General features: G+C 54.2%; 18 protein-coding genes and 1 riboswitch. Of the genes, 16 read left to right on the top strand and 2 right to left on the bottom strand.

From position 1 onward, the window contains the following. The first annotated feature begins 238 nt into the window (after nt 1-238). From NSS64_RS23630 to NSS64_RS23580, 11 genes are all read left to right on the top strand, one after another. Nucleotides 239-1,093: a glycosyltransferase family 2 protein gene (locus NSS64_RS23630; protein ID WP_076078988.1), complete on the top strand. Its 855-nt coding sequence runs from the start codon at nt 239-241 to the stop codon at nt 1,091-1,093. Further along, entirely contained in the window at nt 1,080-2,270 is a 1,191-nt protein-coding gene (locus NSS64_RS23625) for a glycosyltransferase family 4 protein (protein WP_341141724.1), read from the top strand. Before NSS64_RS23630 ends, NSS64_RS23625 begins: the two co-directional genes overlap by 14 nt. Then, nucleotides 2,267-3,406 carry a glycosyltransferase family 4 protein gene (locus NSS64_RS23620; protein ID WP_076078990.1) on the top strand — a complete coding sequence of 380 codons (1,140 nt, stop codon included), beginning with the start codon at nt 2,267-2,269 and terminating at the stop codon, nt 3,404-3,406. The genes NSS64_RS23625 and NSS64_RS23620 overlap by 4 nt, the downstream gene beginning before the upstream one ends. A gap of 101 nt (nt 3,407-3,507) precedes the next feature. Beyond that, entirely contained in the window at nt 3,508-4,608 is a 1,101-nt protein-coding gene (locus NSS64_RS23615; RefSeq protein ID WP_341141723.1) for a glycosyltransferase, read from the top strand. Between the two features lie 4 nt (nt 4,609-4,612). After that, on the top strand, nt 4,613-5,953 hold the full coding sequence (locus NSS64_RS23610) for a UDP-glucose dehydrogenase family protein (protein ID WP_076078992.1): 1,341 nt from the start codon (nt 4,613-4,615) through the stop codon (nt 5,951-5,953). Between the two features lie 1,157 nt (nt 5,954-7,110). Further along, nucleotides 7,111-8,484 carry a sugar phosphate nucleotidyltransferase gene (locus NSS64_RS23605; RefSeq protein ID WP_036723110.1) on the top strand — a complete coding sequence of 458 codons (1,374 nt, stop codon included), beginning with the start codon at nt 7,111-7,113 and terminating at the stop codon, nt 8,482-8,484. Nucleotides 8,485-8,621: 137 nt separating this feature from the next. Beyond that, nucleotides 8,622-8,702, top strand: a riboswitch (cyclic di-GMP riboswitch). A gap of 14 nt (nt 8,703-8,716) precedes the next feature. Continuing rightward, nucleotides 8,717-11,065 carry a PA14 domain-containing protein gene (locus NSS64_RS23600; protein ID WP_341141722.1) on the top strand — a complete coding sequence of 783 codons (2,349 nt, stop codon included), beginning with the start codon at nt 8,717-8,719 and terminating at the stop codon, nt 11,063-11,065. Nucleotides 11,066-11,254: 189 nt separating this feature from the next. Next, a complete protein-coding gene (locus NSS64_RS23595) occupies nt 11,255-12,781 on the top strand; it encodes a glycosyl hydrolase (RefSeq protein ID WP_341141721.1) in 1,527 nt (508 codons plus the stop codon). A 76-nt stretch (nt 12,782-12,857) separates the two neighbouring features. Continuing rightward, a complete protein-coding gene (locus tag NSS64_RS23590) occupies nt 12,858-15,542 on the top strand; it encodes a discoidin domain-containing protein (protein WP_445667809.1) in 2,685 nt (894 codons plus the stop codon). Between the two features lie 130 nt (nt 15,543-15,672). Then, nucleotides 15,673-17,151 (top strand): potassium/proton antiporter, encoded by a 1,479-nt coding sequence (locus NSS64_RS23585; RefSeq protein WP_341141720.1) that lies wholly within the window; start codon nt 15,673-15,675, stop codon nt 17,149-17,151. A 247-nt stretch (nt 17,152-17,398) separates the two neighbouring features. After that, the gene (locus NSS64_RS23580) at nt 17,399-17,854 is read left to right on the top strand and encodes a Dps family protein (protein WP_340943825.1); all 456 of its coding nucleotides are present in this window, start codon (nt 17,399-17,401) and stop codon (nt 17,852-17,854) included. A gap of 56 nt (nt 17,855-17,910) precedes the next feature. Here NSS64_RS23580 and NSS64_RS23575 read toward each other — a convergent pair whose 3' ends face one another. Both NSS64_RS23575 and NSS64_RS23570 read right to left on the bottom strand, forming a co-directional pair. After that, nucleotides 17,911-18,615: an AIM24 family protein gene (locus NSS64_RS23575; protein WP_036723116.1), complete on the bottom strand. Its 705-nt coding sequence runs from the start codon at nt 18,613-18,615 to the stop codon at nt 17,911-17,913. Nucleotides 18,616-18,627: 12 nt separating this feature from the next. Next, nucleotides 18,628-19,116 carry a hypothetical protein gene (locus NSS64_RS23570; protein ID WP_340943824.1) on the bottom strand — a complete coding sequence of 163 codons (489 nt, stop codon included), beginning with the start codon at nt 19,114-19,116 and terminating at the stop codon, nt 18,628-18,630. 211 nt (nt 19,117-19,327) lie between these two features. Between NSS64_RS23570 and NSS64_RS23565 the strand changes: the two genes are divergently transcribed. The 5 genes from NSS64_RS23565 (at nt 19,328) to NSS64_RS23545 (ending at nt 24,322) form a co-directional block, all read left to right on the top strand. Beyond that, the gene (locus tag NSS64_RS23565; RefSeq protein ID WP_341141719.1) at nt 19,328-20,014 is read left to right on the top strand and encodes a M50 family metallopeptidase; all 687 of its coding nucleotides are present in this window, start codon (nt 19,328-19,330) and stop codon (nt 20,012-20,014) included. Nucleotides 20,015-20,201: 187 nt separating this feature from the next. Beyond that, entirely contained in the window at nt 20,202-20,885 is a 684-nt protein-coding gene (locus NSS64_RS23560; protein WP_341141718.1) for a hypothetical protein, read from the top strand. A 233-nt stretch (nt 20,886-21,118) separates the two neighbouring features. Next, complete coding sequence (locus NSS64_RS23555; RefSeq protein ID WP_340943821.1) at nt 21,119-22,084, top strand: helix-turn-helix transcriptional regulator; 966 nt, start codon at nt 21,119-21,121, stop codon at nt 22,082-22,084. A 259-nt stretch (nt 22,085-22,343) separates the two neighbouring features. Next, nucleotides 22,344-23,333, top strand: coding sequence for an ABC transporter ATP-binding protein (locus NSS64_RS23550; protein ID WP_341141717.1), 990 nt, complete (start codon nt 22,344-22,346; stop codon nt 23,331-23,333). Next, the gene (locus NSS64_RS23545) at nt 23,330-24,322 is read left to right on the top strand and encodes an ABC transporter ATP-binding protein (RefSeq protein WP_341141716.1); all 993 of its coding nucleotides are present in this window, start codon (nt 23,330-23,332) and stop codon (nt 24,320-24,322) included. The genes NSS64_RS23550 and NSS64_RS23545 overlap by 4 nt, the downstream gene beginning before the upstream one ends. Nucleotides 24,323-24,345 lie beyond the last annotated feature (23 nt).

Here is a 24,345-nt window from a genome sequence, read left to right as displayed (position 1 = left end):
GTTTCAGCGAGCAGAGACACGATGCGAGCCCCTATCTGCTTAAAAAACCATGGGAAGGTGCTTGGAGGAACGTAGAGAAAATTTGGAGCTGTAGGAGCGAATGCGTCCGCCTTTGTGTTTGGATTTCTACCGCGAAAAGCGGTTCTAATCAGGAAATCTAAACACAACAGCGGCCGTAAGCCCAAACTTTTCTCGGAGCGACGACACACACCGGACCATCAGAAGGAGGATACCTATCATGGATTCAGTAACAAGCGTGCTTGGCGGCCGGGGAAGCTACCCGATCTCGGCGGTCATCATTGCCCAGGACGACGAAGTTCGGATATCCAAAGCCATTCAGTCCTGCCGGTTATTCGCCGATGAGGTGGTGGTAATCGACGGAGGAAGCACAGACGGGACCGTAGGGCTATCCGAGAGCCTGGGATGCCGGGTGTATGTCAACCCATGGCCCGGATATGCGAAGCAAAGGGAATTCGGAGTGGAACGTGCCATCCATGATTGGGTCTTCCTGATTGATACCGACGAAGTGGTCAGCGAGGAGCTGGCCCGGGATATCCTGGAGCGCAAGCCGGGACTGACCGATGCTACGGTGGCGTTCTCGCTGTACCGGATTGGCGACTTCCTCGGCAAATGGCTGGATAAAGGCGAGTATCTGGTGCGGCTGTATAACCGCAAGGAATACGGTATCCGCAACTCTCTGGTGCATGAGATGCCCGAGGTGTCCGAGGAACGGACGGTGAAGCTGAACGGAACGCTGTGGCATCAAGGCTTCCGCAGCATCAACGATCATGTCGCCCGGTTCAACAAATACACTGATCTGGAAGCAGAGAGTGCGTTCGCCAGCGGCAAGCCGTTCAAGCTGAGCCACCTGCTCCTGCGTCCGCCCGCACGGTTCCTGCAGAAGTATTTCCTGCATGGCCTGTTCAAAAAAGGCATCTCGGGCTTTGCGGTATCCGTCTTCTGGGTGATGTATGAATTCATGGTCGGCTTCAAGCATTACGAATTACACAGCGCAGGCAGGCTGGCCCGGCATAACGAAGCGGGTCAGGCCGAGCAGGAGAACAAGGGGGAGAGAAGCTATGTCGTACAATGACGGACTCAACATTATGACGACCGGCCTCAGCTGGCCCTCGTTACAGCCTGGAGGACTGAACACCTATTTCAAATCCGTGTGTGAGCAGCTCTCCTCACGGAACCGGGTGCATGCCCTGATCTGCAGCCAGGAAACGCCGGAGACGCAGAAGGAACTGATCATCCACAACGCCGGTGATCCGAAGGAGACGATCTGGAAGCGCAAGGATGCCTTCCAGCGCAAGGCGGCCTCCCTGATGGGAGATGGCAGCGGGCGGATTGATATCCTCTACACCCACTTCGCCCCTTACGGCATCGGGCCGGCGATTGAAGCGAAGAAGCGGGGCATTCCGGTCATTATGACCTTCCATGGCCCGTGGAACGAAGAGATGAAGATCGAAGGTCAAGGCATCAAGCATAAGGTCAAAACAACGATTGCCAAATCGATAGAACATAAGGCTTACAAGCTGGCGGACAAATTCATCGTCCTCAGCGAATACTTCCGTAACATGCTGCATGAACTGCACGGTGTGCCGCTGCATAAGATCACCGTCATTCCGGGAGCGGCCAATGTCGAGCGGTTCACACCCGCCCCCAATCGGCTGGCGGTCCGCCGGACGCTGAATCTGCCGGAAGGCGCAACAACGGTCCTGACCGTCCGCCGGCTGATGAACCGGATGGGGCTGCTGCAGCTGCTTGAAGCCTGGAAGCAGGTGGGAGAGCGGTTCCCGAATGCGATTCTGCTGATCGGGGGCAAGGGCCCGCTGCGCGGGGAGCTGGAAGAGCGGATCGCCGATTACGGGCTGGGCAACAAGGTCCGCCTGCTCGGCTACATTCCCGATCATGAGCTGGCCTCCTATTATCAGGCAGCCGACATGTTCGTCGTCCCTTCCCAGGCGCTGGAAGGCTTCGGCCTGATCACCGTTGAGGCCTTGGCCTCGGGACTGCCAGTGATGGCTACGCCGGTCGGTGGCAACAAGGAGATCCTCCAGGGCTTCCGGCCGGAGCTGCTGTTCAAGAGTGCAGCCAGCGAGGATATGGCGGAAGGCATGATTCATATGCTGAGCAACCGCAAGCTGCTGCCGGGCCGGGAGGAATGCCGGAATCATGTGCTGGAGAAGTACACCTGGCAGCATGTAGGCGACAAGATTGAATCTGTATTCCTCGAAACCTTGGGAAAGGGTGTGAGCGTAGGATGATCAAAGTCGCTTATATCGACCACACCGCCAAATGGAGCGGAGGAGAGGTCGCCCTGTTCAACATCCTCACCAACATTGGTGAGCAGATTGAGCCGCTGGTGATCCTGGCGGAGGAAGGCACGCTTGCCGAACGTCTGCGGGAGAAGGGCATTGATGTCCGCATTATCCCGCTGGATGAGAGCATCCGCAGCCGCGGCCGCAATGCCGTGAACCTCGGCGCTCCGGCGGCAGCGATGAAGCTGCTGGCTTATGGCCGCAAGCTTGCCCCGCTGCTGAAGGAAGAGAAGGTGGATTGTGTGCATACCAATTCATTGAAATCGGCCTTCTACGGAGCCGTCGCTGCCAAAAAAGCGGGCGTGCCGCTGATCTGGCACATCCGGGACCACATCGGGGCGCCTTATCTGAAGCCGGTTGTCGCCAAGGCGATCCGGCTGCTGTCACGCCTGCTGCCGAACGGGGTCATTGCCAATTCCCACTCCACGCTGAATGCGCTGGAGCTGCCGCGCTCGAAGAAGACGCTGGTCGTCTACTCGGCGTTCGCCAAGGCGATCGGCGAAGGGATCGGCAAGCGGGATCAGAAGGACTTCAACGTCCTGCTGGTCGGACGGCTTGCCCACTGGAAAGGCCAGCATATTGTGCTGGAAGCAGCCAAGGCCTTCAAGCAGGATAGCCGGGTGAAGTTTTGGCTGGCCGGCGACGCCCTATTCGGGGAAGAGGAATACAAGCAGGAATTAATTGCGCAGATGCAGCAGGGGGACATCACCAATGTCAGCCTTCTGGGTCATGTAGATGATATACAAGGACTCATGAACCAAGCGGATCTGTTGATCCATACGTCGATTACCCCTGAGCCGTTCGGCCAGGTCATCGTCGAAGGCATGGCAGCCGGACTGCCGGTGATTGCCTCCAATGAAGGCGGACCGGTGGAGATCGTGGTTCCTGGTGAGACAGGACTGCTGATCCAGCCGGGAGATGCTACTGTACTTGCAGACTCCATCACCTGGATGCTGAACCATCCCGAAGAGCGTAGACGGATGGCGGACAATGGAATGAGACGGGTGAAAGAGCATTTTGTCATCGAGAACACGGTCAAGGATATTGTCGCTTACTACAAAGGTCTGCTGGCAGTTACCTGACCTTCCCGCTCCATAATGCTTAAGGCTTGCATCATATCTGTCTCTAGCCATGCGTGTACTGCTTAATGATGCTGCTCCATAAAACTTTGAGGATGATTCACATGAAAATTGCGATAGCGCACGATTATTTAATCCAGATGGGCGGGGCGGAACGGGTGGTGGAGGTTTTTCATCACATGTACCCGGAGGCTCCGATCTTCACAACGGTTTTTAACGGAAGCCGCCTGACCGATAACCTCAAAGATGCCGATATCCGGGCCTCCTGGCTGCAGAAGATTCCGGGAGTGAAGCGTAACTTCAAAGGGGTGCTCCCGCTCTACCCCATGGCTGTCCGCGATTTGGACTTCAGCGGGTATGATATCGTTCTTAGCTCGAGCAGCGCTTTTATGAAAAGCATCCAGGTGCCCGAGTCCACCTTCCATCTGTGCTACTGTCATACGCCGATGCGTTTTGCCTGGGACTATGACACGTACATGGAGCGGCAATCGAATTCCGGGTTATTCAAAAGACTGCTCAAGGTGTATATGCAGCGGCTCAAGAACTGGGATCAGCGCACCTCCAAAAATGTGAACCAGTTCGTCGCCAACTCCTCAGTCGTGAAGACGCGGATTCAGAATTATTACCACCGGGATTCCGATGTGATTTTCCCGCCGATCAATACGGCCCGCTTCACCAGCTCTACGAGCATCGGCGATTATTATCTGATTGTCTCGCGGCTGGTCTCCTACAAGCGGATCGATCTGGCGGTGGAGGCGTTCAACCGTAACGGTCTCAAGCTGTATATTGTCGGGGACGGACCGGACAGGAAGCGTCTGGAAGGCATGGCCAAGGGGAACGTTTCGTTTCTGGGCCGGCTGGAGGATGAGGAAGTTACAGGGCTGATGTCCCAGTGCCGGGCGTTTGTTTTTCCGGGGGAAGAGGATTTCGGCATCACGCCGCTGGAGGCGAATGCCGCAGGAAGGCCGGTCATCGCCTATCAGGCTGGGGGAGCGCTCGACACGATTATTCCATACGTTAACGGCGTGTTTTTCCAGCATCAGGAAGTTGATGATTTGCTTAAGGCCATTGATGAGGTGGAGTCCTATGCGTGGGATATCGACCAGATTATGGGCCATGCACGCAAATTCGATGAGCAGGCGTTTATGGTTCAGTTCAAGCAGTATGTGGAACAGGCCTACGTCAATTTCCTAAAAGGAGGATGAAAGTATGAAACTCGCAGTGATTGGTACCGGCTATGTAGGACTTGTATCAGGCGTATGCTTTACCCTAAATGGAAATCATGTCATCTGTGTGGATAAGGATGAACAGAAGATCGAAAAGCTGAACCGGATGGAATCCCCTATCTATGAGCCGGGCATTGAAGCCCTGATCGAAATGAATCTGCGCGAGGGGCGGCTGAGCTTCTCGTCCGATCTTCAGGAGTCGGTCCGCCGCTCCGATATCGTCATTCTTGCCGTGGGTACACCTTCTCTGCCGGGCGGCGAAGCCGACCTGAGATATATCGAAGGAGCGGCTGCCGAGATTGCGCAGGCGATGGAGGGCTATAAGATCATTATGACCAAGTCGACCGTCCCTGTTGGAACCAATGAGCGCATCCGCCAGCTGATCTCCTCCCTCACGAATCATCCCTTCGATATCGTCTCTGCGCCTGAATTCCTCCGTGAAGGCTCTGCCATCCGCGACACGCTTCATCCCGACCGGATCGTAATCGGACTGGATAATCAGGCGCTTGAGCCGACCATGCGTGAGCTGCATAAGGGCTTCACAGAGAATGTATTCGTCACGGATATCCGCAGCGCAGAGATGATCAAATATGCTTCGAATGCTTTTCTGGCGACGAAGATCTCGTTCATTAATGAGATTGCCAACATTTGCGAAAAGGTAGGAGCGGATGTCACCGAAGTCGCAGGCGGCATGGGGATGGACCAGAGAATCGGTGCGACCTTCCTGCAGGCAGGTATCGGCTATGGCGGCTCCTGCTTCCCGAAGGATACCAATGCGCTGATCCAGATTGCCGGGAATGTGGATTATGAGTTCAAGTTGCTCAAATCCGTCGTTGAAGTCAATAAAGGCCAGCGCTTCATGATTATCTCCAAGCTCCATGAATCGCTCGGCAGCCTTCGCGGCGCGGTCATTGGCATCTGGGGGCTTGCCTTCAAGCCCAATACCGATGATGTCCGCGAAGCCCCGGCCCGTGAGATCGTCGAGGCGCTGGTCGCCGAGGGCGCCATCGTGAAGCTGTACGATCCCATCGCTGCCGAGAATTTCCGGCGCGAGTACGATCACCCGCAACTCCGCTGGTGCGGACTGGCCGAAGAGGCAGCCGAAGGCAGCGATGCTGTCTGCCTGCTGACCGACTGGAGCCAGTTCAAGGAGATCAACCTGCACCAGCTTGCCGGAACCATGCGCCGCCAGGTGCTGATCGACGGCCGCAATGTCTACACCAAAGAGCAAATCGAGGGCACCGGCCTCGAGTACATCTCCGTCGGCCGCCCGCAGATGGGCGGGCTTAGCGGATTCTCCGCCAGCGTGGCTGGCGCGGTCTAATCTCTCTGGCGGAGTGCGCCGGCAGTGGTCCGCACGGCGAATGAGAGGGATAAATCCCATTAAATGCGCCGAAAGCGGGCTGGACGGCGGAATGAGAGGGATAAATCCCCTTGAATGCGCCGAAAGCGGGCTGGACGGCGAAATGAGAGGGATAAATCCCATTGAATGCGCTGAAAGTGGGCTGAACGGCGGAATGAGAGGGATAAATCCCATTAAATGCGCTGAAAGTGGGCTGGAAGCGGAAATGAAGAGCACAAGTGCACCTGAATCCCGGGAATGTTAGCTGAACGAGCAAATGAAGAGCACAAATGCACCTGAATCCCGGGAAAGATGGCTAAATGAGTAAATGAAGAGCACAAGTGCACCTGAATCCCGGGAAAGATGGCTGAACGAGCAAATGAAGAGCACAAGTGCACCTGAATCCCGGGAATGTTAGCTGAACGAGCAAATGAAGAGCATAAGTACCCCTGATTTCCCGGATACGAGCCAAATGGAGCAACTGAGCAGCACTAGTGCCTAGTACTTAACTAACTAGCTTTGCCGCCGCGAACTTGTGCGCAAGCCCTTGGCACAAGAGTCTTGGATTCCGGTCTTGAATCTTGGTCTTGAATTCCAATGTCTTGAATTCTATTATCTTGGATTTTGTTGTCCTATACTCTTGTTCATTCCAGCCGCTAACTCAGCGGCGACGCCTTGGAACAAGCGGGACTTAAGAGTCTTTGAGCTTTTGAATCTTTCTCCGCTGGAACAGCTAGGCGGCAACCAGGGATTCACTGTCGTGAAGGCAGGCTGCCGGCAACCAGGATTTCAACTGCTGCTGCTGCAAGTATAGCGCGGCAGCCCCGGCCCCCTTGCCGCTACAACAAGCGGCAAGATCGGATCTTTAGCCGGGAGCTTCGCCTGCGGGCGAAGCGGATATAAAATCACAAGCCTGTTATGAAATGGAGCGGAGGGGAATTTTGGAGCTGTAGGAGCGTTAGCGTCCGCCTTTGTATTTGGATTTCTACCGCGAGAAGCGGTTTTAATCAAAAAATCCAAATACAACAGCGGCCGTAAGCCCAAAATTCCTTGCAGCGACCCTCATAACAGGCGGGATTTTAAATTACAATTCCAGCAACAAGAAATACCCAATAACAATACGATATGGAGGGTTCACTATGAAACTAGTACTTCTATCAGGCGGCTCCGGCAAGCGGCTCTGGCCGTTGTCCAATGATTCACGCTCCAAGCAATTTCTGAAGGTACTGGCAAGTCCGGCAGGTGAACCGGAATCAATGGTACAACGGGTATGGAGACAGCTGGAGGAGAACGGCATGGCCGGGTCCTCTTATCTGGCGACCGGACGCAGCCAGGTGGAGATGATCCAGAGCCAGCTCGGCAGCGGGGTGCCGATCATCGTGGAGCCGGAGCGGCGGGATACCTTCCCGGCTATTGCGCTGACGGCGGCCTACCTGTATTCCATCGCGGGGGTGTCCCCAAGCGAGACCGTGGCGATTCTGCCGGTGGACCCATACGTGGAATCCTCCTTTTTCGAAACGGTGCTGCAACTGGAGAACACCATGCTGGTGAGCGGGGCGAACCTGGCGCTGATGGGCGTAGTTCCCGAGCATGCTTCGGAGAAATACGGCTACATCATTCCAACGGGCGCAGATGCGGGAGCGAATGGTTACCTGCAAGTGAGCCACTTCCAGGAGAAGCCTGACCGTGTGCAGGCCGAGGAGCTAATCAGCCGGGGAGCGCTCTGGAACTGCGGAGTATTCGCCTTCCGTCTGGGCTACCTGCTGGATATCCTGCAGCGCAAAGGGCTGCCGCTGAATTACGAGGAGCTGCAGAAGCAGTATAAGCTGCTGTCCTCCATCAGCTTCGATTACGAAGTGGTAGAGAAAGAAGAGAACATCGTCGTGCAGCCGTACGCCGGATTCTGGAAGGACCTGGGTACCTGGAACACCCTGACCGAGGAAATGACCAGCAACCATGTCGGCAAAGGCTTCATCACCGCTGACTCCGAAGGCACCTGCCTCATTAACGAGCTGGATATTCCAATTACGGTCATCGGGGCGAAGGATCTGATTATCGCCGCCAGCCCGGACGGCATTCTGGTGACACACAAGGCCGAGAGTCCGCGGATCAAGGAAGTGCTGAAGACTTTTGAACAAAGACCGATGTACGAGGAACGCCGCTGGGGACACTACAAGGTGATCGATTATGTGAAATATGATGAAGGCAACGAGGTGCTGACCAAGCGGATTTTCATCAATGAGGGCAAAAATATCAGCTATCAGCTGCATCACAAACGCAGTGAAATCTGGACCTTCGTCAGCGGGGAAGCCAGCATTGTCATCAATGAGAAGATGCATACGGTGAAGGCGGGAGATGTGGTACGGATACCGGAAGGGACCAAGCATGCCATTCTTGCTCTTACCGATGTGGAGTTCATTGAGGTGCAGACGGGGTCTGAGCTGGTAGAGGAAGACAATATCCGTATTACTCTGGACTGGGAGGATATCGCTCTACATCAGTTCATTTCTTAGGTCTAACTTATCTATTTAACCAATTGTTACAATTTTAAATCAGGTATTGAGAACTATTTTTTAGACAAATTTTGTTTTTACTCTACATTAAATTTGCATATCGACGATACTTACGGTAAGAGGGATTGATCCTTCCAAAACGACAATGGCAAACCTAATCGAAAGATAGGGACGCAAAGCTATAGGGCCTTCGCAAGAGTGGCAGCCTGGCTACCGAAAGGAAGAGAATATTGTGAAAACTTACCGTAAGTCTCGTTTGCTCTGCGCTGTGCTGTCGCTGGCCGTGGTATTGTCTGCTGTACCCGTGGGACTGGGAATCGCCCCGTCCACTGTCAAGGCTGCTTCCTCTACAGGAGCGCCCGTGAACCCTAATGCCTCAGCCGAGGCGGTCAAGCTGCTGAACAATCTGTATGATATCTCGGGAAATGGAATTATTACAGGGCAGCATGACTATTTCGAGAGTCCGGATGAGCTGAGCAACAAGTTGAAGGGAACAAGCGGACAATACGCCGCACTGCATGGTTATGAGCTTGGAGCAATCGGTGGACAGAGTGAGAGCGGAGTAGCTGCACAACGCAAAAATATTGTCTGGAGTGCGACGAACTGGTCCAGAGCGGGCGGCATTGTCGCCATGACCTTCCACCAGAATCTGCCGGGTACCAAGTACGAATGGTCCAATGTGCAAAAGTCAATCAGCCAGGCACAGTTCAACAAATACGTAACCCCCGGCACCACGGAGTATAACGCGCTGATCACCGATCTGGATAAAGTAGCCGTCTCGCTTAAAAGCCTGCGGGATGCCAAGGTTCCCATCCTGTGGAGACCGTACCATGAAATGAACGGCGGCTGGTTCTGGTGGGGGAAGAAAGATAATTTCTCAGCTCTGTGGAATATTATGTATGACCGTTTCGTAAACGTTCATCAATTAAATAATCTGATTTGGGTATGGAACCCGAATGCGCCGAATGCCAACTCTGATCCCTATGCACGGACTTATCCGGGTGCGGACAGAGTGGATGTGCTGGCAGCGGATATATATAATAACGACTACTCGAATAAATATCATGATGATCTGACCAGCCTGGCTGGCGGCAAACCGATCGGCATCGGCGAGAACGGTGAAATGCCGAATATCTCGAAGCTGAAGCTGACCCAGCAGAATTACGTGTTCATGATGAACTGGGGCAAGATGCTCTATGAGAATAACAGCACGGCTACGATCAAGAATTTCATGAATGACAGCTACACACTGACCCGTGACCAATATAAGGCCTGGACTGCTCCAGTGGCGGCCCCTAAGCCAACCGCAACACCGACGCCTACAGCAACACCAGCGCCTACAGCAACACCAACGCCTATAGTAACACCGACGCCAACGCCAACACCGACAGCAACGCCAACCGTAACACCGGCACCAACCGTTGCGCCGATTCCGAAGCCGGTCCCAACCTCCGGTGATACGGAGAGCAAGCCTGCCCAGAACGGGTTGCTTGGAGAATACTTCAAGAACATGACGCTCTCGGGGACACCGGTTATGGTGCGTAACGATGAGGTAATCAGCTTCAATTGGCGTCAGAGTACTCCTAATACCACACTCGGCGTGGACTACTTCTCGATCCGTTGGACCGGCCAGATTAAGCCGGCTTACAGCGAGACCTATCAGTTCTATACTACATCGGATGACGGTATCCGCTTATGGGTGAACGGCACAGCAGTCATTGACAGCTGGGTCAAGCAGAGCGGAACTGCCCGCACAGGAAGCATAGCCTTGACTGCCGGGCAACTGTACGATATTAAGGTAGAGTATTATGAGAATGCAGGCGATGCGAATGTCCATCTGATGTGGCAGAGCCCCAGCCAGGTGAAGGGAACCGTACCTGCAAGTGCGCTTTTCTCCAGAGCAGGCAACACATCCATACCTGCTCCGGCTGCAACAGCAGTACCGACAACGTTACCAGCAGCGACAGTAGCGCCAGCACAGACAGCAACGCCGGCACCAGTAACGACACCAATGCCAACACCAGCACCAACACCAACACTGACGCCAGCACCGACACCAACGCCAACACCGGTGCCTACGCCGACAGCGGCTCCCGTTCCTTCTCCTACAGCAACACCGGTGGATCTGCCGGTAGAAGTTCCTGCTGCCAATGGACTGTACGCGGAATACTTCAATAACATGACGCTATCGGGCGAACCCGCTGTAGTGCGTACCGATGCTGTGCTTGATTTCAACTGGCGCCAAGGCTCGCCGGATGCCGCTCTCGGCATAGACTTCTTCTCTGTCCGCTGGAGCGGGAAGATGAAGCCGCTGTACACGGAGACTTATCAGATCTATACCCATTCCGATGACGGTATCCGCGTACGGGTGAACGGTGAGCTTGTGATTGACAGCTGGGTGAAGCAGAGCGGCACCGAACGCATGGGCAGCATCAGCCTGACCGCAGGCGAGCTGTATGATATTCAGGTAGAGTATTATGAGAATCAAGGGGATGCAAAAGCGCGGCTGATGTGGCAGAGTCCAAGCCAGGCCAAAGGAACCATTCCGGCAAGCGCGCTGTTTCTCCCTTCCGCTTCGTAAGCTCATAAGGTCCGCAGCTGTGTTCAACATTGGCGCTGTTACTGGTTAAGACGTTACAATTATAAATCCTGCAAGCCACTCTTAATGGCCCTGCTTACCAGCAGGGCTACTAAGCTATAGACGACCATCCGGGAAGCGTAACCGCTCCGGGGTCTGCCGAAGCGGTGTGGCTGGAGAAAGGAGATTACATTGAACACTAACCGTAAGTACAGGCTATTTACAACTGTTTTTCCTCTTATCCTTATCCTTTCATTGCTTCCATGGGGGGAAGGGCGCAGTCTTCCGGCAGATGCCAAGGTTACCACACTGGCCGCCCCTGCCGCCGCTCCCATTAAGCCCATTAATCCTTCGGCCTCCAAGGAGGCTTCCGCACTGCTAAGCTATCTCCACGATCTCAGCGGCAAGGGCATGATATCCGGCCAGCATGATTATCTGGAGAGCCCCGATGAATTCAATAATAAGCTCCGCACCACAACCGGCCGCTATGCCGTTCTGCATGGCTATGAGCTGGGAGCCATAGGTAACCAGTCCAAGGCGACCATTGCCAAGCAGCGTCAGGCTGTCGTGGACAGCGCCATCCGGTGGCATAAGGGCGGCGGCATTGTCGCCATGACCTTCCATCAGAATCTGCCGGGAACTGCGCCGGTATGGACCAATGTGCAGAAGCCGCTTAGCCAGAATCAATTCAAGCAGTACGTCACTCCCGGAACGCCGCAGTATAAGGCTCTGATTGCCGAGCTGGATGAAGTGGCCGAGTATCTGGGTGAGCTGCGGGATGCCGGAGTTCCGGTGTTATGGCGGCCCTATCATGAGATGAACGGCGGCTGGTTCTGGTGGGGGCAGAAGGATGACTTTGTGAAGCTCTGGGACCTGGTCTATGACCGCATGGTGAATACGCATAAGCTGAACAATCTGCTGTGGGTGTGGAATCCGAATGCCCCCAACAAGTCGTCTGAGCCGTATGCCGCCTATTTTCCCGGCACCGCCAAGGTGGATATTCTGGCCGCCGACATTTATGACAATGATTTCAAGCAGTCTTATTATGACAGCCTCCTGAAGCTTGCGGACGGCAAACCGATAGGCATCGGGGAGAGCGGAGAGCTGCCAGACCCTGTCATCATGTCTCAAAAACAAAGCAAATGGGTATATACGATGACATGGGGCAAGATGCTGGTGGAGAATAACCCGACCGTGAAAATTCAAAGCTTCATGAACCATAAATATACGGTCTCGCGGGAGGATTACAAGCTCGCAGCGGGTGCCAAAACCCATGCGGCGGCTGTAAGCTCAAGGAACGGCCTGAGAGGCCAGTATTATGGCAATATGGACCTGTCCGGCACACCGCTGCTTACCCGTAACGACAGTACCATTCAGTTCAACTGGCATGGGAATTCACCGGCATCCGGCCTTCCCAAGGATTCATTCTCGGTACGCTGGACCGGGACCCTTAAGCCTCTCTACAGTGAAAAGTATACGTTCACCGCTTCTTCGGATGACGGCATCCGCGTATGGATCGGCGGCAAGCTCCTGATCGACAGCTGGAAGAACCAGAGCAGTGCGAGCAAGGAGGGCAGCATCACGCTCTCTGCGGGTACCCCCTATGCTATCAAGGTAGAGTATTACGAGAACCGCGGGGATGCCAGCGTCAGTCTGATGTGGAGAAGCCAGAGCCAGAAGCAGATGATTATTCCCCAGAGTGCGCTGACGCTTCCTTAAGGAAGCCGCGCAGAGGAAGAAGCGTGACGTTAGCCCGGTGCAGCACAGAATTCCGGAAGAAAGCGAGGACAAGGGAATGAGGACTAGAGTTCAAAAGAAACCCAGTAAATATCTCCACAGGCTACTAAAATTTGCAGCACTGATCATCTTGATTCTGTTGTCCGTCTCTGTCTTCGGAGATTACGGGACCAGGGACGGTGAAGCAGATGTGGATCTGTCTTCATTGTCGGCGGCCAAGGATGCCGGTCCTGAGATGCCGGAAGGAACTGTTCTATGGAAGCTTGGCAAGCATGACGGCTCTGCCGGTGAGTTCAAGGCGGCAGGGTCAAGCGGGGTGAAGAAGTCGCTCAGCATAGCCTCAACCACTGCCAGGTCGGCAGAGCTGAAGTCACTGCCCTCCGGCCTGCACGGGGAGACCAACCCGGAGCTGCGGATTCAGTATGAGCTGGATAAGATCCCGGAGCACGGGGTCTTATTTCGCGTGAGCATTATCGATGCTTACAAATCCGTTCCCCAGATGAGCGTGTTCTCCAACCGTCAGCTCTCAGGCATTATTCAGATCGCCGGGATTGCCGGAACAGGCAGCAAATACGACTTCCGCAAAACCTATGAGCTGTACATTCCCAAAGAGCAGCTCATCAGCGGCACCAACGAGCTGGCGCTGCGGACGGCCAGGGGAATCTATTCCTCAGAGGCTGAGGATAAGTACAACTGGTGGACCTGGGATAATCTGAGTCTGGAGGCGCTGAAGTCTCCGATTAAGGAGCCGATTCACGGCAGCTATACGCTGACGGGGACGGTGGTGAATAACAAGCAGTTTTATTTTGACGAGGGGGCGGTTACGCATCTGCCCTATATTATGAAGTGGCTGGGCGTAGCCTATAGCGGCAATATCATGCGGACCAGCTGTGCCAGCGATGTGGGCCGCTCGTGTGAGAATATGGAGGAGTATTACAAGGTTCTGAAGGATTACAATATGCAGGCCGTAGCGCTCTATCTGTACACAGGCGATATCAAGCTGAAGGCGGACGGATCGCTGCCCGAGGATGCCGAGAAGAAGCTGACGGAATATTTCCAGAAGTACAGCCCGTACTTCCAGTATTACGAGGTGGATAACGAACCGGGTCTGTTCAACCGTTCCAAAGCGGTCAATCTGGCCATAGCCGGGTGGCTGAACAGCAAGGGTAAGACGATCGCACCGCATCTGCAGACGGTTGCACCCGGATGGGCCTACTGGCCGGGCTACAGCGAAGACTCGTGCGGCAATCAGAAGGGGCCGGTGAAGCAGTGCGGAGACCCCGACGGCTGGGAACGCGATCCGAAGCAGCGCGATGAGCTTGAAGCGGTAACGGATCTGACGAATGGCCATTCTTATGGGGATTCCTATATTTTCGGACAGGGCGGGAGCTTCACGGAGAACCTGAAGACCTTCGGGGGCTCGCTAGACGGCCTTAGCAAAAAAATGCTCGCCACCGAGTTCGGCACCTCGGACTCCCATGTGGACGCGTATCAATATGGGGCCAAGGAGCGGACTTCAGCGGTGTTCGACCGGATTATGCGGGCACATATCGGCTATGCCGAGATGTTCGTGCAGCATGCCGCCTTCTTTAAGAATTTCAGCCTGTTCAAATACGGCTTCAATCTGGAGGATCATGATCCGGCGGCTACAGAGATCTACTACACCAAGGAAGGCGAAGAATCCCGCGTCAGTATCATGCGCAGGCTGGATCTGGCTTATGCTACACACGGCGCTCCGCTGACCTACCAGATCAGCAATAAGGAGGAGCTGAAGGATAAGCTGGTCTACGTAAGAGCAGTGGACACCTCCACGCTTGAGCCGCTGGCGGGCAGCAAGGCGACATCCAACAAGGTGCTGGTGAACTTCGTCAATTTCGAGAAGACGGAGCAGACCGTTAAGGTCAAGGTCACTATGCCGAAGAAAACGGAGTACGAAGGAGAACGGTTCGGCAAGGGCGATACTTATGAGGAGGCCCGCAGCTATGTAACCGGCAGAGCAGCTTCGCCGGAGCTGGAATTCACGGAGACGCTGGCTCCGGGAGAAGGCGTGCAGTACATTCTGGAGCCTTCCTCCGAGGTGGCGGATACGGCGCCTCAGGGCCTGAAGGCGACTGCTGTCAAGGGATTATCGATGCATCTGAACTGGCTGGAAGCCCCCGGAGCAAGCTATGAAGTGCTCCGGGCGGACGGCCCGGACGAGAAGCTGAAGGTCATCGCTACAGCAGTGAAGGGAACGGAGTACAACGACAGCAAGCTGAAGGAAGGCACACTTTATACTTATGCTGTAAGAGTGTCCGGCTCTGGTGTGATATCAGAGAAGACACAGATTACAGCAACCGGACTTGTCCCGCTGGACCGGGCAGGCTGGAAGGTGACGTCCAGTGTGAGTAAGGAGGCTTCCAATCCGGCAGGTGCCATTGACGGAGACCGGCGGACCCGCTGGGATACGGTCAAGCATCAGGCTTCGGGGGAGTACTTCCAGATTGATCTGGGCGCAGAACATACGGTAGAAGCTATAGATATGGATTACCCTTTATCGCCATATGATTATCCGCGCGGCTACACTGTCCACGTATCGGAGGATGCCAAGAGCTGGAGACAGGTCGCAGCGGGCAAAGGCCAGCTGGAGAAGACCAAGATTACGTTTGCTCCGGTCAAGACCCGGCATATCAAGATTACCCAGACAGGCTCCGGCGGCAACTACTGGTCCATTCAGGAGCTGCAGGTGTATTCAAGAGAATGAAGGACGGCATAATAACCTCCGTGGAATTCAGCCCACCGGGGTTTTTTTCTATCTAACGAATCATACACATACTATAAAATACATGGGGCTAAGGCGAATACTCGTTCCCGGGAAAGGTGTGAACCGGTTCATGACTCATCTTGCAGATCAAATCATCCTGCTGCTGGCGGCTTTGCTGCTGATCGCCGTGCTCTCCACCAAATTCTCCACCCGTTTTGGCATGCCTGCCCTGGTCCTGTTTATTGCAGCCGGCATGGTGCTCAGCCATTTTATTTATTTCAACAATGCTTCGCTCACGCAGATTGCCGGCATTTTTGCCCTGGTGGTGATTCTGTTTGAGGGCGGGATGCAGACGAGCATGAAGGATATTCGCCCGATTCTGAAGCCGGCGTTGTCGCTGGCTACACTCGGAGTGCTGCTGACTGCGGTGATCGTTGGTTTTTTTGCCAAATTTATACTCGGGGTGCCCTGGGCGGAGAGCTTCCTGTTCGGGGCCATTGTCGGCTCCACAGATGCGGCGGCGGTATTCTCCGTGCTGGGCGGCAAAAATATCGACAAACGGCTGACCTCGACGCTTGAAGCCGAATCCGGCAGCAATGATCCGATGGCTGTATTCCTTACCGTGTCGCTGATTGAATGGGTACAGCATCCGGATACCGCAGTCTGGAGCCTGGTGCTGTCGTTCTTCTGGGAGATGGGGGTAGGGCTGCTGGTCGGGATCATCCTCGGCAAGCTGGCAGTGTATCTGATTAACCGGATTAATCTGGACTCCACCGGGCTGTATCCGGTCATGGCGGTAGGCTTCGCAGTTCTGACTTACGGGGTCTCGGCTATGGTGCACAGCAGTGGACTGCTTGCCGTCTATGTCATGGGGCTGGTGCTGGGGAATTCCGAGCTGATGTACCACCGTACCATTATGAATTTCAGTCATGGCTTTGCCTGGATGATGCAGATTGCCATGTTCATTCTGCTCGGGATGCTGGTCTTCCCGCAGGAGCTGGCGGCTGTGGCCTGGCAGGGGCTGCTGCTGTCAGTGATTCTGATGGCCCTGGCAAGGCCGCTCGGCGTATTTCTTAGCCTGCTCGTGTCCCGGTTCTCCTTCCGTGAAAAGACACTGATCTCCTGGGCCGGGCTCCGGGGAGCCGTCCCGATTGTCCTGGCGACCTACCCGCTGCTCGCGGGGCTGCCGCATGGCAGGCTGTTCTTCAATGTCGTATTCTTCGTTGTCCTGACCTCGGCAGTGATTCAGGGAACAACCATTTCACCCCTGGCCTCGCGGCTGAGGCTGGTGGGCCGGGAGCATGCGTCCCAGCCATCCTTGATGGAGCTTGTTGCGCTAGGGAAGACCGATTCCGAATTCAATCATATCGGAATCGACCGGCAGATGGCGATATCCGGCATGCAGATTGCAGAGATCGGCCTGCCGGATGATATTCTGTTCACGGCCATTATACGGAACAAGAGCATCGTGACACCGCATGGCAGCACGGTGATTGAGCCCGGAGATACGGTATATGTGCTTAGCCCCAAGAGCAAACGGGAGGAGATGCGCACCATCTTCCGCAGCGGCCTGGGGCGGGCGGCAGAGGCGGATATCCCTACGGTATAAGGGACATCCTACGGGAGGATGGAAGCTTCTCTTCCGGTTCAGGTGATTTATGTCAATCCATGTGCTTTTGCAGAATTGTGATTCAAATTATAGGATAGCCTCCCGGAGGAGTGCTAGAATGTGCAGTACATCAAGGATGCAGGACATTAGATTGCAATACGGCAAAAAGTATGTTAAATTGTATATAGATTTAGAACGAGTCTAAATACAATAGTTTGTAGATTACACATTCCGGGAGGTTATTTAAATGAGTACACAAGTTAACAGCCACACTGCACTGCATGCTGTTCTGAACCGTCAGACCGCGAACTGGACGTTGCTGGGAGTGAAGCTGCATCACTACCACTGGTATGTCAGCGGAACCCAATTCTTCACACTGCATGAGAAATTCGAAGAGCTGTACAATGAAGCTGCGGGTTATGTGGATGAGCTGGCTGAGCGGCTGCTCGCGATCGGCGGACGTCCTGCTTCTACGATGGCAGAGTACCTGAAGCTCTCCAGCCTGAAGGAAGCTGCCGGCGGTGAGAGCGCCAAGGAAATGGTGGCACAGCTGGTTCAAGACTTCGCTGCCGTAGCTGAAGAGCTGAAGCAGGGCATTACTAGCGCAGAGGAGGTCAGCGACCAGCCTACCGCCGATCTGCTGATCGGAATCCGGACAAGTGTAGAGAAGACATCCTGGATGCTGAACGCTTACCTGGCGTAACTCCGGCATAAGACATATAGAAGAGCGCCCGCATGTATAACGCGGGCGCTCTTTGCTTACTTAATAAATACACCGCCGAAGGGCAGCGCCTCCCGCAGGAAGCGCTTGATAATGCCGTCTTCATTATTGTCGCGCTCGAAGCGTCTGCTCTGGCGGCCGGCCTGGAACAGCACAGGCCCGTGGCCGGTCATCTTCCAGTGATAGCTCATATGCTGGCTGGCGAGATGGTTGCCGTACACCGTCAGCTCAAGCTTGGCATTCTCGGGATAAGCGATAATGCTCCCGGCATCGACATACAGCGGATCGAAGGGATGCAGCTCGGCTTCGCAGACCGTGCCCTCCGTCAGAATGCCGATGCTGCCGCGGCCGGAGAATTTGACCTTGACGATATCCCGGGTGATCAGCATGTTCTTCATGCTCAGCACTCTCGTCTGCATCGTGACACCCTTGCTGTAGAAGAAGAGATGCCTGAAGTCGTAGAGCAGATCGCTCTTGCTGTCGAGCTGGATGGTCTTGACCCGGTAGCCGGGCGGCAGCGCGGCTGTGAACCGGCAAGGGCCGGTCAGATCCGCCCGGATCAGCTTGCGCTTGCGGTACATGCCCTTCACATCCATGAACCGGTCGGCCCGTCCCGCCGAAGGGCCCTGGTAGGCAATAATCTGCTGCGGATGCAGCACATGGACCTCCTCGTTCTCCTGAACGGTAAAAGCAACCGCCTGTCCGCTGCCGCTGTCGCCTTCATCCTGAATGTCAATGTTCATTCTTCATCCTCCTTAACGCAGCCGGTCGCTTCTTCTGGAGCGGTGCCGCATCGTGAAGCGCAGCACCCGGATCAGCAGGAAGTAGCCCAGCAGAAGAGCAATCCCGGAGATGACCGTCACCTTGATCCGGTTGAAGTAGTTCTCTCTCGCCGTGCGGTCATTCTTCAGCTCGTCCACGACCTGGCTGAGCTGGCGGTTCTGCTCCTGCAGGGCAGCATTCTGGGACTGATACGTCTGCATTTGCTGCAGGCTGTCCGTCAGCTGGTCCTTGGCTTCACCGAGATCCTCCTTCGTCTGCTGAAGCTCTTCTGCAGTCTTCTGGTAACTCTCCTGCAGCTTGGTGACTTCTCCGGGAAGCTCCGAGAAGCTCTGTATTCCATTGTATATATCATTCAGATAATTGGCCTTGGCCTCGGGGGCAGGCCAAGTGAGAGTAAGGCCAAGCATAAGCAGGGAAGAACCCAGCAGCCTCAGCATCACTCCTGTTACCCGTCTTTTCATAAGCTGATCACCACCTGTTAGAGCTAATTGTCCTCCTATTTTATCATAGCTGCTTGCTGTTTGAACAACCCGGGCGGCTGTAGGCATAATTACCCTTTGTGTCTATGGAGAGAACCAAGAGGTAATACAGCGTTAAGGCAGGGATGGTTTCCATAATATTGAGTGTAACTGCAAATTAACGTATACTGTGAACGGAAAGGGGCTGTATTCAATGAATAGATGGCTCAAAACACTGTTGTTCCTGGCGGGCTCCGCCCTGTTGACCCGGTTTATTCCGTTCTCCTCCTTATTCCGTAATCTGGATACCATGTTCCATGAATTCGGCCACGCGCTGATGACTCTGCTGCTCTCCGGCAATGTGCTGCGCATTGAGCTGTATTCTGATCACAGCGGTGTGACCTATTCGGCGATTGCTGCCGGAGGCAAGGCGATCCTGGTGTCGCTGGCGGGTTATCCTCTGGCATCACTGTTCGCGTTGATGCTCTTCTATTTCTATAGTAGAGATAAGCGGGAATGGGGGCTTGTTCTGACCAGCCTGGTCGCGCTGATTATGCTTGTGCTGTATGTACGGGGCGGCTTCGGGATGATCTGGCTCAGCGGCTTCATTCTGCTGAATGCTGCGATGCTGTTCCTCTGGCCGAAGGTCAGCAAGGTGTATTATCTGTTTCTTGCGTTCCTGACCCTGGAGGAGTCTGTGATGGGGACCTTATTCCTGGTCTATGCTTCCGTCGTGACGCCTTCCCGGGCAGGGGACGCGGCGAATCTGGCCCGATTGACCATTTTACCGGCCCCTGTGTGGTCACTCCTGTTCTTCCTCTTCGCATTGCTGTGTGCAACCTGGGCCCTTGGGCTGTTCTTCCGGCATGAGAAGGCGGGCAGACGGGTCCGATTGATGTAATGCGTAAAACTTTGTTCGTCATAATTTGACAAAAGAATAGACTTTCATAAAGAGGCAATCACCTTTTGGGGTAGGTTGGCTCTTTTTTTGTCGATATTATAGGACCGAACATACATTCCATGACAAGGAGTTGTCCGCCAATATTGGTACATTAATAGAAGACCCAAATTAAGAAAGAGGTGGAAATATGCAAGCAAGTATTCAGACGATGTTTACATGGAGCCAGGAGCGTATTTTGGCAGGCGGTGCCAAGAAAATAGTGCTGCTCGTGGAGTGGAAGGGAGCGCTACAAGGGGAGGATTCCCGCAAGAAGAGCCGCAAGGTGGTTGCCCGGGATATTGAGCTGCGTGTCTGGCTCGAAAGTCATGTCAAGGTAACAGGATGTTACGGCTGTAGTGCAGAAGAAGGAGAGGGGAGGTCACTGCTCCTGAAGCTTGGCAAAATCCATTCCGGGCAGCGCAGGTACATCGCCCTGGAATTCATGATGGCGGGTATGCCTGCAGGTATACATGAAGCCCTCTGGCTGCAATGGCAATACAAGCAGCCTACGGTGGAGCGTATCCGCGAGCTGCCGCTCAAGAAGCTGGGAATCGAATATTCCCATCATACCGGCCTGCTGGGAGCCAGCTCCTGCTTCCATGTGGAGAAGCATCTGGCGCTGTTGCAGACAGAGGCGCTAATCGCGGAAGCCCAGGAGGCCCGGATGAGGAACAAGCCGGAGGTGCCCGCAGTTATTCTTCGCAGGCAGGCCGATCATCTACTCCTGATGGCTGCCCGTTCCGGGGATATGCAGCTGCTCAGAGAAGCGGAAGCGCTGTATAAAAGACTGGAGGCGGAGAATCTGCCGCTCAGCAGGATAGGAATGAGATAATTGCAGGGAAACTGCGTAGATAGAATAGGAATTACCCATACATAGGGCTCAAATATAGAATCACACTCGGCGGAGCAGATAAAGAAATGCGTAATATCTAAATGTGGTAACATAGTAAAATAGTTCTATTATATTTTCTTATCTCGGTTATTACATCCTTGGTTATAGATATATATAACTAGTTTATTTAAAAATAATGGGTCTATTTTACCATAAGTCAAGGAGAACTGAATATGACAGACCGATTGATCCGGCTGATGCGCATCATTACGCTAGTTCAAGCCAAACCGGGAATTCTGGCCCGTGAGCTGGCGGAACGATGCGGCAACAGCGAGAGAACGATTTATCGGGATATGGATGCGCTCAGTGCCATGCATATCCCCATTACTCATATGGGACACGGCAAGGGGTATGCTTTTATCGGTAATTTCGCGCTGTACCCCTTGGATTGGTCAGAAGAGGAAGAAGAGGCTTTTTCACAGTTGCGCAGTATTATGGCGGAGATCAAACCTTTGCTGCCCCCGAGCTTTGAAGACGCATACGAGAAAGTGATGGCTGCAGACTATAAGCAAAAGGCAGAAAGGGAAGAAACAATGGAGCGTACGAAAAAGGAAGCCGGACCAAACTGGACGGAAAGCAGCAGATCTCAGGGAGACCAGCCCCTCTTTCTGACCGACATTCTGGATGCCGTAATGAAGCAGAGAAGCATACAGGCCGACTATAGTGAGAATGCCTACGAAGAAAAAGGTATCCGGATTGATCCCTATTGCCTGGTCCCGCTAGAGAATCGTTTTCACCTGATTGGTTTCTGTCACCGCTTCGGGATCATCCGCACCTTTCATATTAACGGCTTCTCCAGTGTCAATCCGCTGGACAGGTGGTTCTCCAAAGATCAGTTCGATCTGCAGTCCTTCATGGAGCAGAAGTGGTCCCTGGAACAGGACAGCCTGCAGGTTGAATTCAGAGTCAAATTCTCGCAGCGGATGATGGAACGGCTGAAGCAGGAGGAGATGTTTGTGAAGCCGAGCAGGGTGGACCGCCAGAACCGCAGCCTGCATTTCAAGGTCGCTGTGGAGCAGGACATCGGCTTCGTCCATTGGATTATGAAATACAAGGAAGAGGCTGAGATTATGGAGCCGCTGTACTACCGGGATGTGCTGAAGCATCAGCTGGAGAAGTGGCTGTCGCTATATAAATAACGATAGGTATATTTTCCCCACACTTTTATGCTCTGATATATTCATACAAAATTCATAGGGTTAGTTATATGCATAAATTTTCCTTGCCTAGATAGGACATCCATAGTAAAGTTATACATTAAATAACAGTAATATGTATTTAAAGTAAATTACTTTACTTATTGTGTTAGGTAATAGTTAATATATCTAACTTTTTAAATAGTTTTCCTGACTAGGCATTTGACCTTCGTTCAATTTTTAACAGAAAAGAGGGAGAGACTTGATCCAGCCGATTCTGAGCATTGAGAACCTGCATACCCACTTTTTTACCGACCGGGGTGAGGTCCCGGCAGTGGATGGTGTCGATCTCTACATTAATCCGGGCGAAGTTCTGGGTGTCGTAGGAGAATCAGGCTGCGGCAAAAGCGTCACCTCCCTGTCTATCCTGAAGCTGGTCCCAAGCCCTCCAGGGAGAATTGTAGACGGGCGCATCCTGCTGAAGGGACGCGATATTGTTCCGCTGAAGGAGAAGGATATGCGGAAGATCCGGGGGGATTCGGTCTCGATGATCTTTCAGGAGCCGATGACCTCGCTGAATCCCTTATTCACGGTTGGACAGCAGATTATGGAGACGGTACGCCTGCACCGTGGTCTCTCCAGGAAGGAGGCCAGGGAGCTTGCTGTCGGTATGCTGCGCAAGGTTGGAATTCCCCGGCCGGAAGCGATCATCGATGAGTACCCGCATCAGCTGTCGGGAGGCATGCGCCAGCGTGTCATGATTGCCATGTCGATCTCCTGCAGCCCGGAGCTGCTGATTGCCGATGAGCCGACAACGGCGCTTGATGTCACCATTCAGGCCCAGATTCTGGAGCTGATCCGCCAGTTGAATGAGGAGCAGGGCACTGCCGTTATGCTGATTACCCATGATCTTGGCGTAGTAGCCGAGATGTGCCACCGTGTGGCTGTGATGTATGCCGGCAAGGTGGTGGAGGAAGGCAGTGTGCATGATATTTTCAAAAATCCGCTGCATCCGTATACGAGAGGACTGATTGCCTCCGTCCCCCGGATGGATGAAGCTAAGGAACGTCTCTACTCCATTCCGGGCAATGTGCCGATTCTCAGCACAGAGATGCAGGGCTGCCGGTTCGCACCGCGCTGCCCGGAGGTCATGGAGCTCTGCATGCAGAGCCTTCCGGCGCTGACACGGCAAGAGGAGCAGCACAGCTGCAGATGCTGGCTGCATGACAGTCCACAGGAGGATGCGGTATGAGTGAGAGCCTGCTTGAGGTCAAGGGACTCCGGAAGTATTATCCGCTGAACAAGAGCTTCTTCAGCCGGGAACGAGGCAGTGTGAAGGCTGTAGATGATATCTCCTTCGCGGTGAGCAAGGGGGAGACCTTCGGTCTGGTAGGGGAGAGCGGCTGCGGCAAATCGACCACCGGCCGCGCGCTACTCCGGCTGATTGAGCCGACAGCGGGCGAGATCTGGTTCGAAGGGCAGGAGCTTACGAAGCTATCTGCGGAAGAGATGCGGCGGCAGCGCCGGGAGATGCAGATTGTCTTCCAGGACCCGTTCTCCTCCCTGGACCCGCGCCATACTGTGCAGCGTATTCTCGAAGAGCCGATGATTGTACACGGCACTTGCGATGCCAGGCAGCGCAAGGCAGAGGTGGAGCGGCTGGCGGATGTAGTCGGGTTGTCCAGGGCGCATCTGCAGCGTTACCCTCACCAGTTCTCCGGCGGACAACGCCAACGGATCGGCATTGCCAGAGCACTGGCACTCCATCCGAAGCTGATTATTGCGGATGAGCCTGTCTCTGCGCTGGATGTATCGATCCAGTCCCAGGTCATTAACCTGATGCAGGATTTGCAGCGGGAATTCGGCTTAACTTACATATTTATCGCCCATGATCTCAGTGTGGTGAAGCATATCTGCGACCGGGTAGCGGTAATGTACCTGGGGCGGATTGTCGAAATTACGGACAAGCATAAGCTCTATGCCCGGCCGCAGCATCCTTATACGCAGGCTCTGCTGTCTGCGGTTCCTGAACCTGATCCCGATATCCGCAAGGAACGGATCATTCTGCAGGGGGAGGTACCAAGTCCTGCTAATGCGCCAATCGGATGTGCGTTTAACACGCGTTGTCCGCGCGTGATGGAGCGGTGCCGGGTGATCAGACCTCCGCTGATAGAGACAGAAGCCGGACACTTCACAGCCTGCCATCTCTATGATGAAGAAGCCAATACACCGCTTTCCTGATCTGCTTGCATCGTAGAGCCATA

The organism is Paenibacillus sp. FSL H8-0122 (assembly GCF_038005345.1).
GTDB lineage: Bacteria > Bacillota > Bacilli > Paenibacillales > Paenibacillaceae > Paenibacillus_AQ.
This window is presented reverse-complemented; position numbering and strand designations above follow the sequence as displayed.

Bases quoted from the DNA above. Each gene is read 5' to 3' on its own strand.
- NSS64_RS23630 (WP_076078988.1), top strand. From the start codon at position 239: ATGGATTCAGTAACAAGCGTGCTTGGCGGCCGGGGAAGCTACCCGATC.
- NSS64_RS23625 (WP_341141724.1), top strand. From the start codon at position 1,080: ATGTCGTACAATGACGGACTCAACATTATGACGACCGGCCTCAGCTGG.
- NSS64_RS23620 (WP_076078990.1), top strand. From the start codon at position 2,267: ATGATCAAAGTCGCTTATATCGACCACACCGCCAAATGGAGCGGAGGA.
- NSS64_RS23615 (WP_341141723.1), top strand. From the start codon at position 3,508: ATGAAAATTGCGATAGCGCACGATTATTTAATCCAGATGGGCGGGGCG.
- NSS64_RS23610 (WP_076078992.1), top strand. From the start codon at position 4,613: ATGAAACTCGCAGTGATTGGTACCGGCTATGTAGGACTTGTATCAGGC.
- NSS64_RS23605 (WP_036723110.1), top strand. From the start codon at position 7,111: ATGAAACTAGTACTTCTATCAGGCGGCTCCGGCAAGCGGCTCTGGCCG.
- NSS64_RS23590 (WP_445667809.1), top strand. From the start codon at position 12,858: ATGAGGACTAGAGTTCAAAAGAAACCCAGTAAATATCTCCACAGGCTA.
- NSS64_RS23585 (WP_341141720.1), top strand. From the start codon at position 15,673: ATGACTCATCTTGCAGATCAAATCATCCTGCTGCTGGCGGCTTTGCTG.
- NSS64_RS23580 (WP_340943825.1), top strand. From the start codon at position 17,399: ATGAGTACACAAGTTAACAGCCACACTGCACTGCATGCTGTTCTGAAC.
- NSS64_RS23575 (WP_036723116.1), bottom strand. From the start codon at position 18,615: ATGAACATTGACATTCAGGATGAAGGCGACAGCGGCAGCGGACAGGCG.
- NSS64_RS23570 (WP_340943824.1), bottom strand. From the start codon at position 19,116: ATGAAAAGACGGGTAACAGGAGTGATGCTGAGGCTGCTGGGTTCTTCC.
- NSS64_RS23565 (WP_341141719.1), top strand. From the start codon at position 19,328: ATGAATAGATGGCTCAAAACACTGTTGTTCCTGGCGGGCTCCGCCCTG.
- NSS64_RS23560 (WP_341141718.1), top strand. From the start codon at position 20,202: ATGCAAGCAAGTATTCAGACGATGTTTACATGGAGCCAGGAGCGTATT.
- NSS64_RS23555 (WP_340943821.1), top strand. From the start codon at position 21,119: ATGACAGACCGATTGATCCGGCTGATGCGCATCATTACGCTAGTTCAA.
- NSS64_RS23545 (WP_341141716.1), top strand. From the start codon at position 23,330: ATGAGTGAGAGCCTGCTTGAGGTCAAGGGACTCCGGAAGTATTATCCG.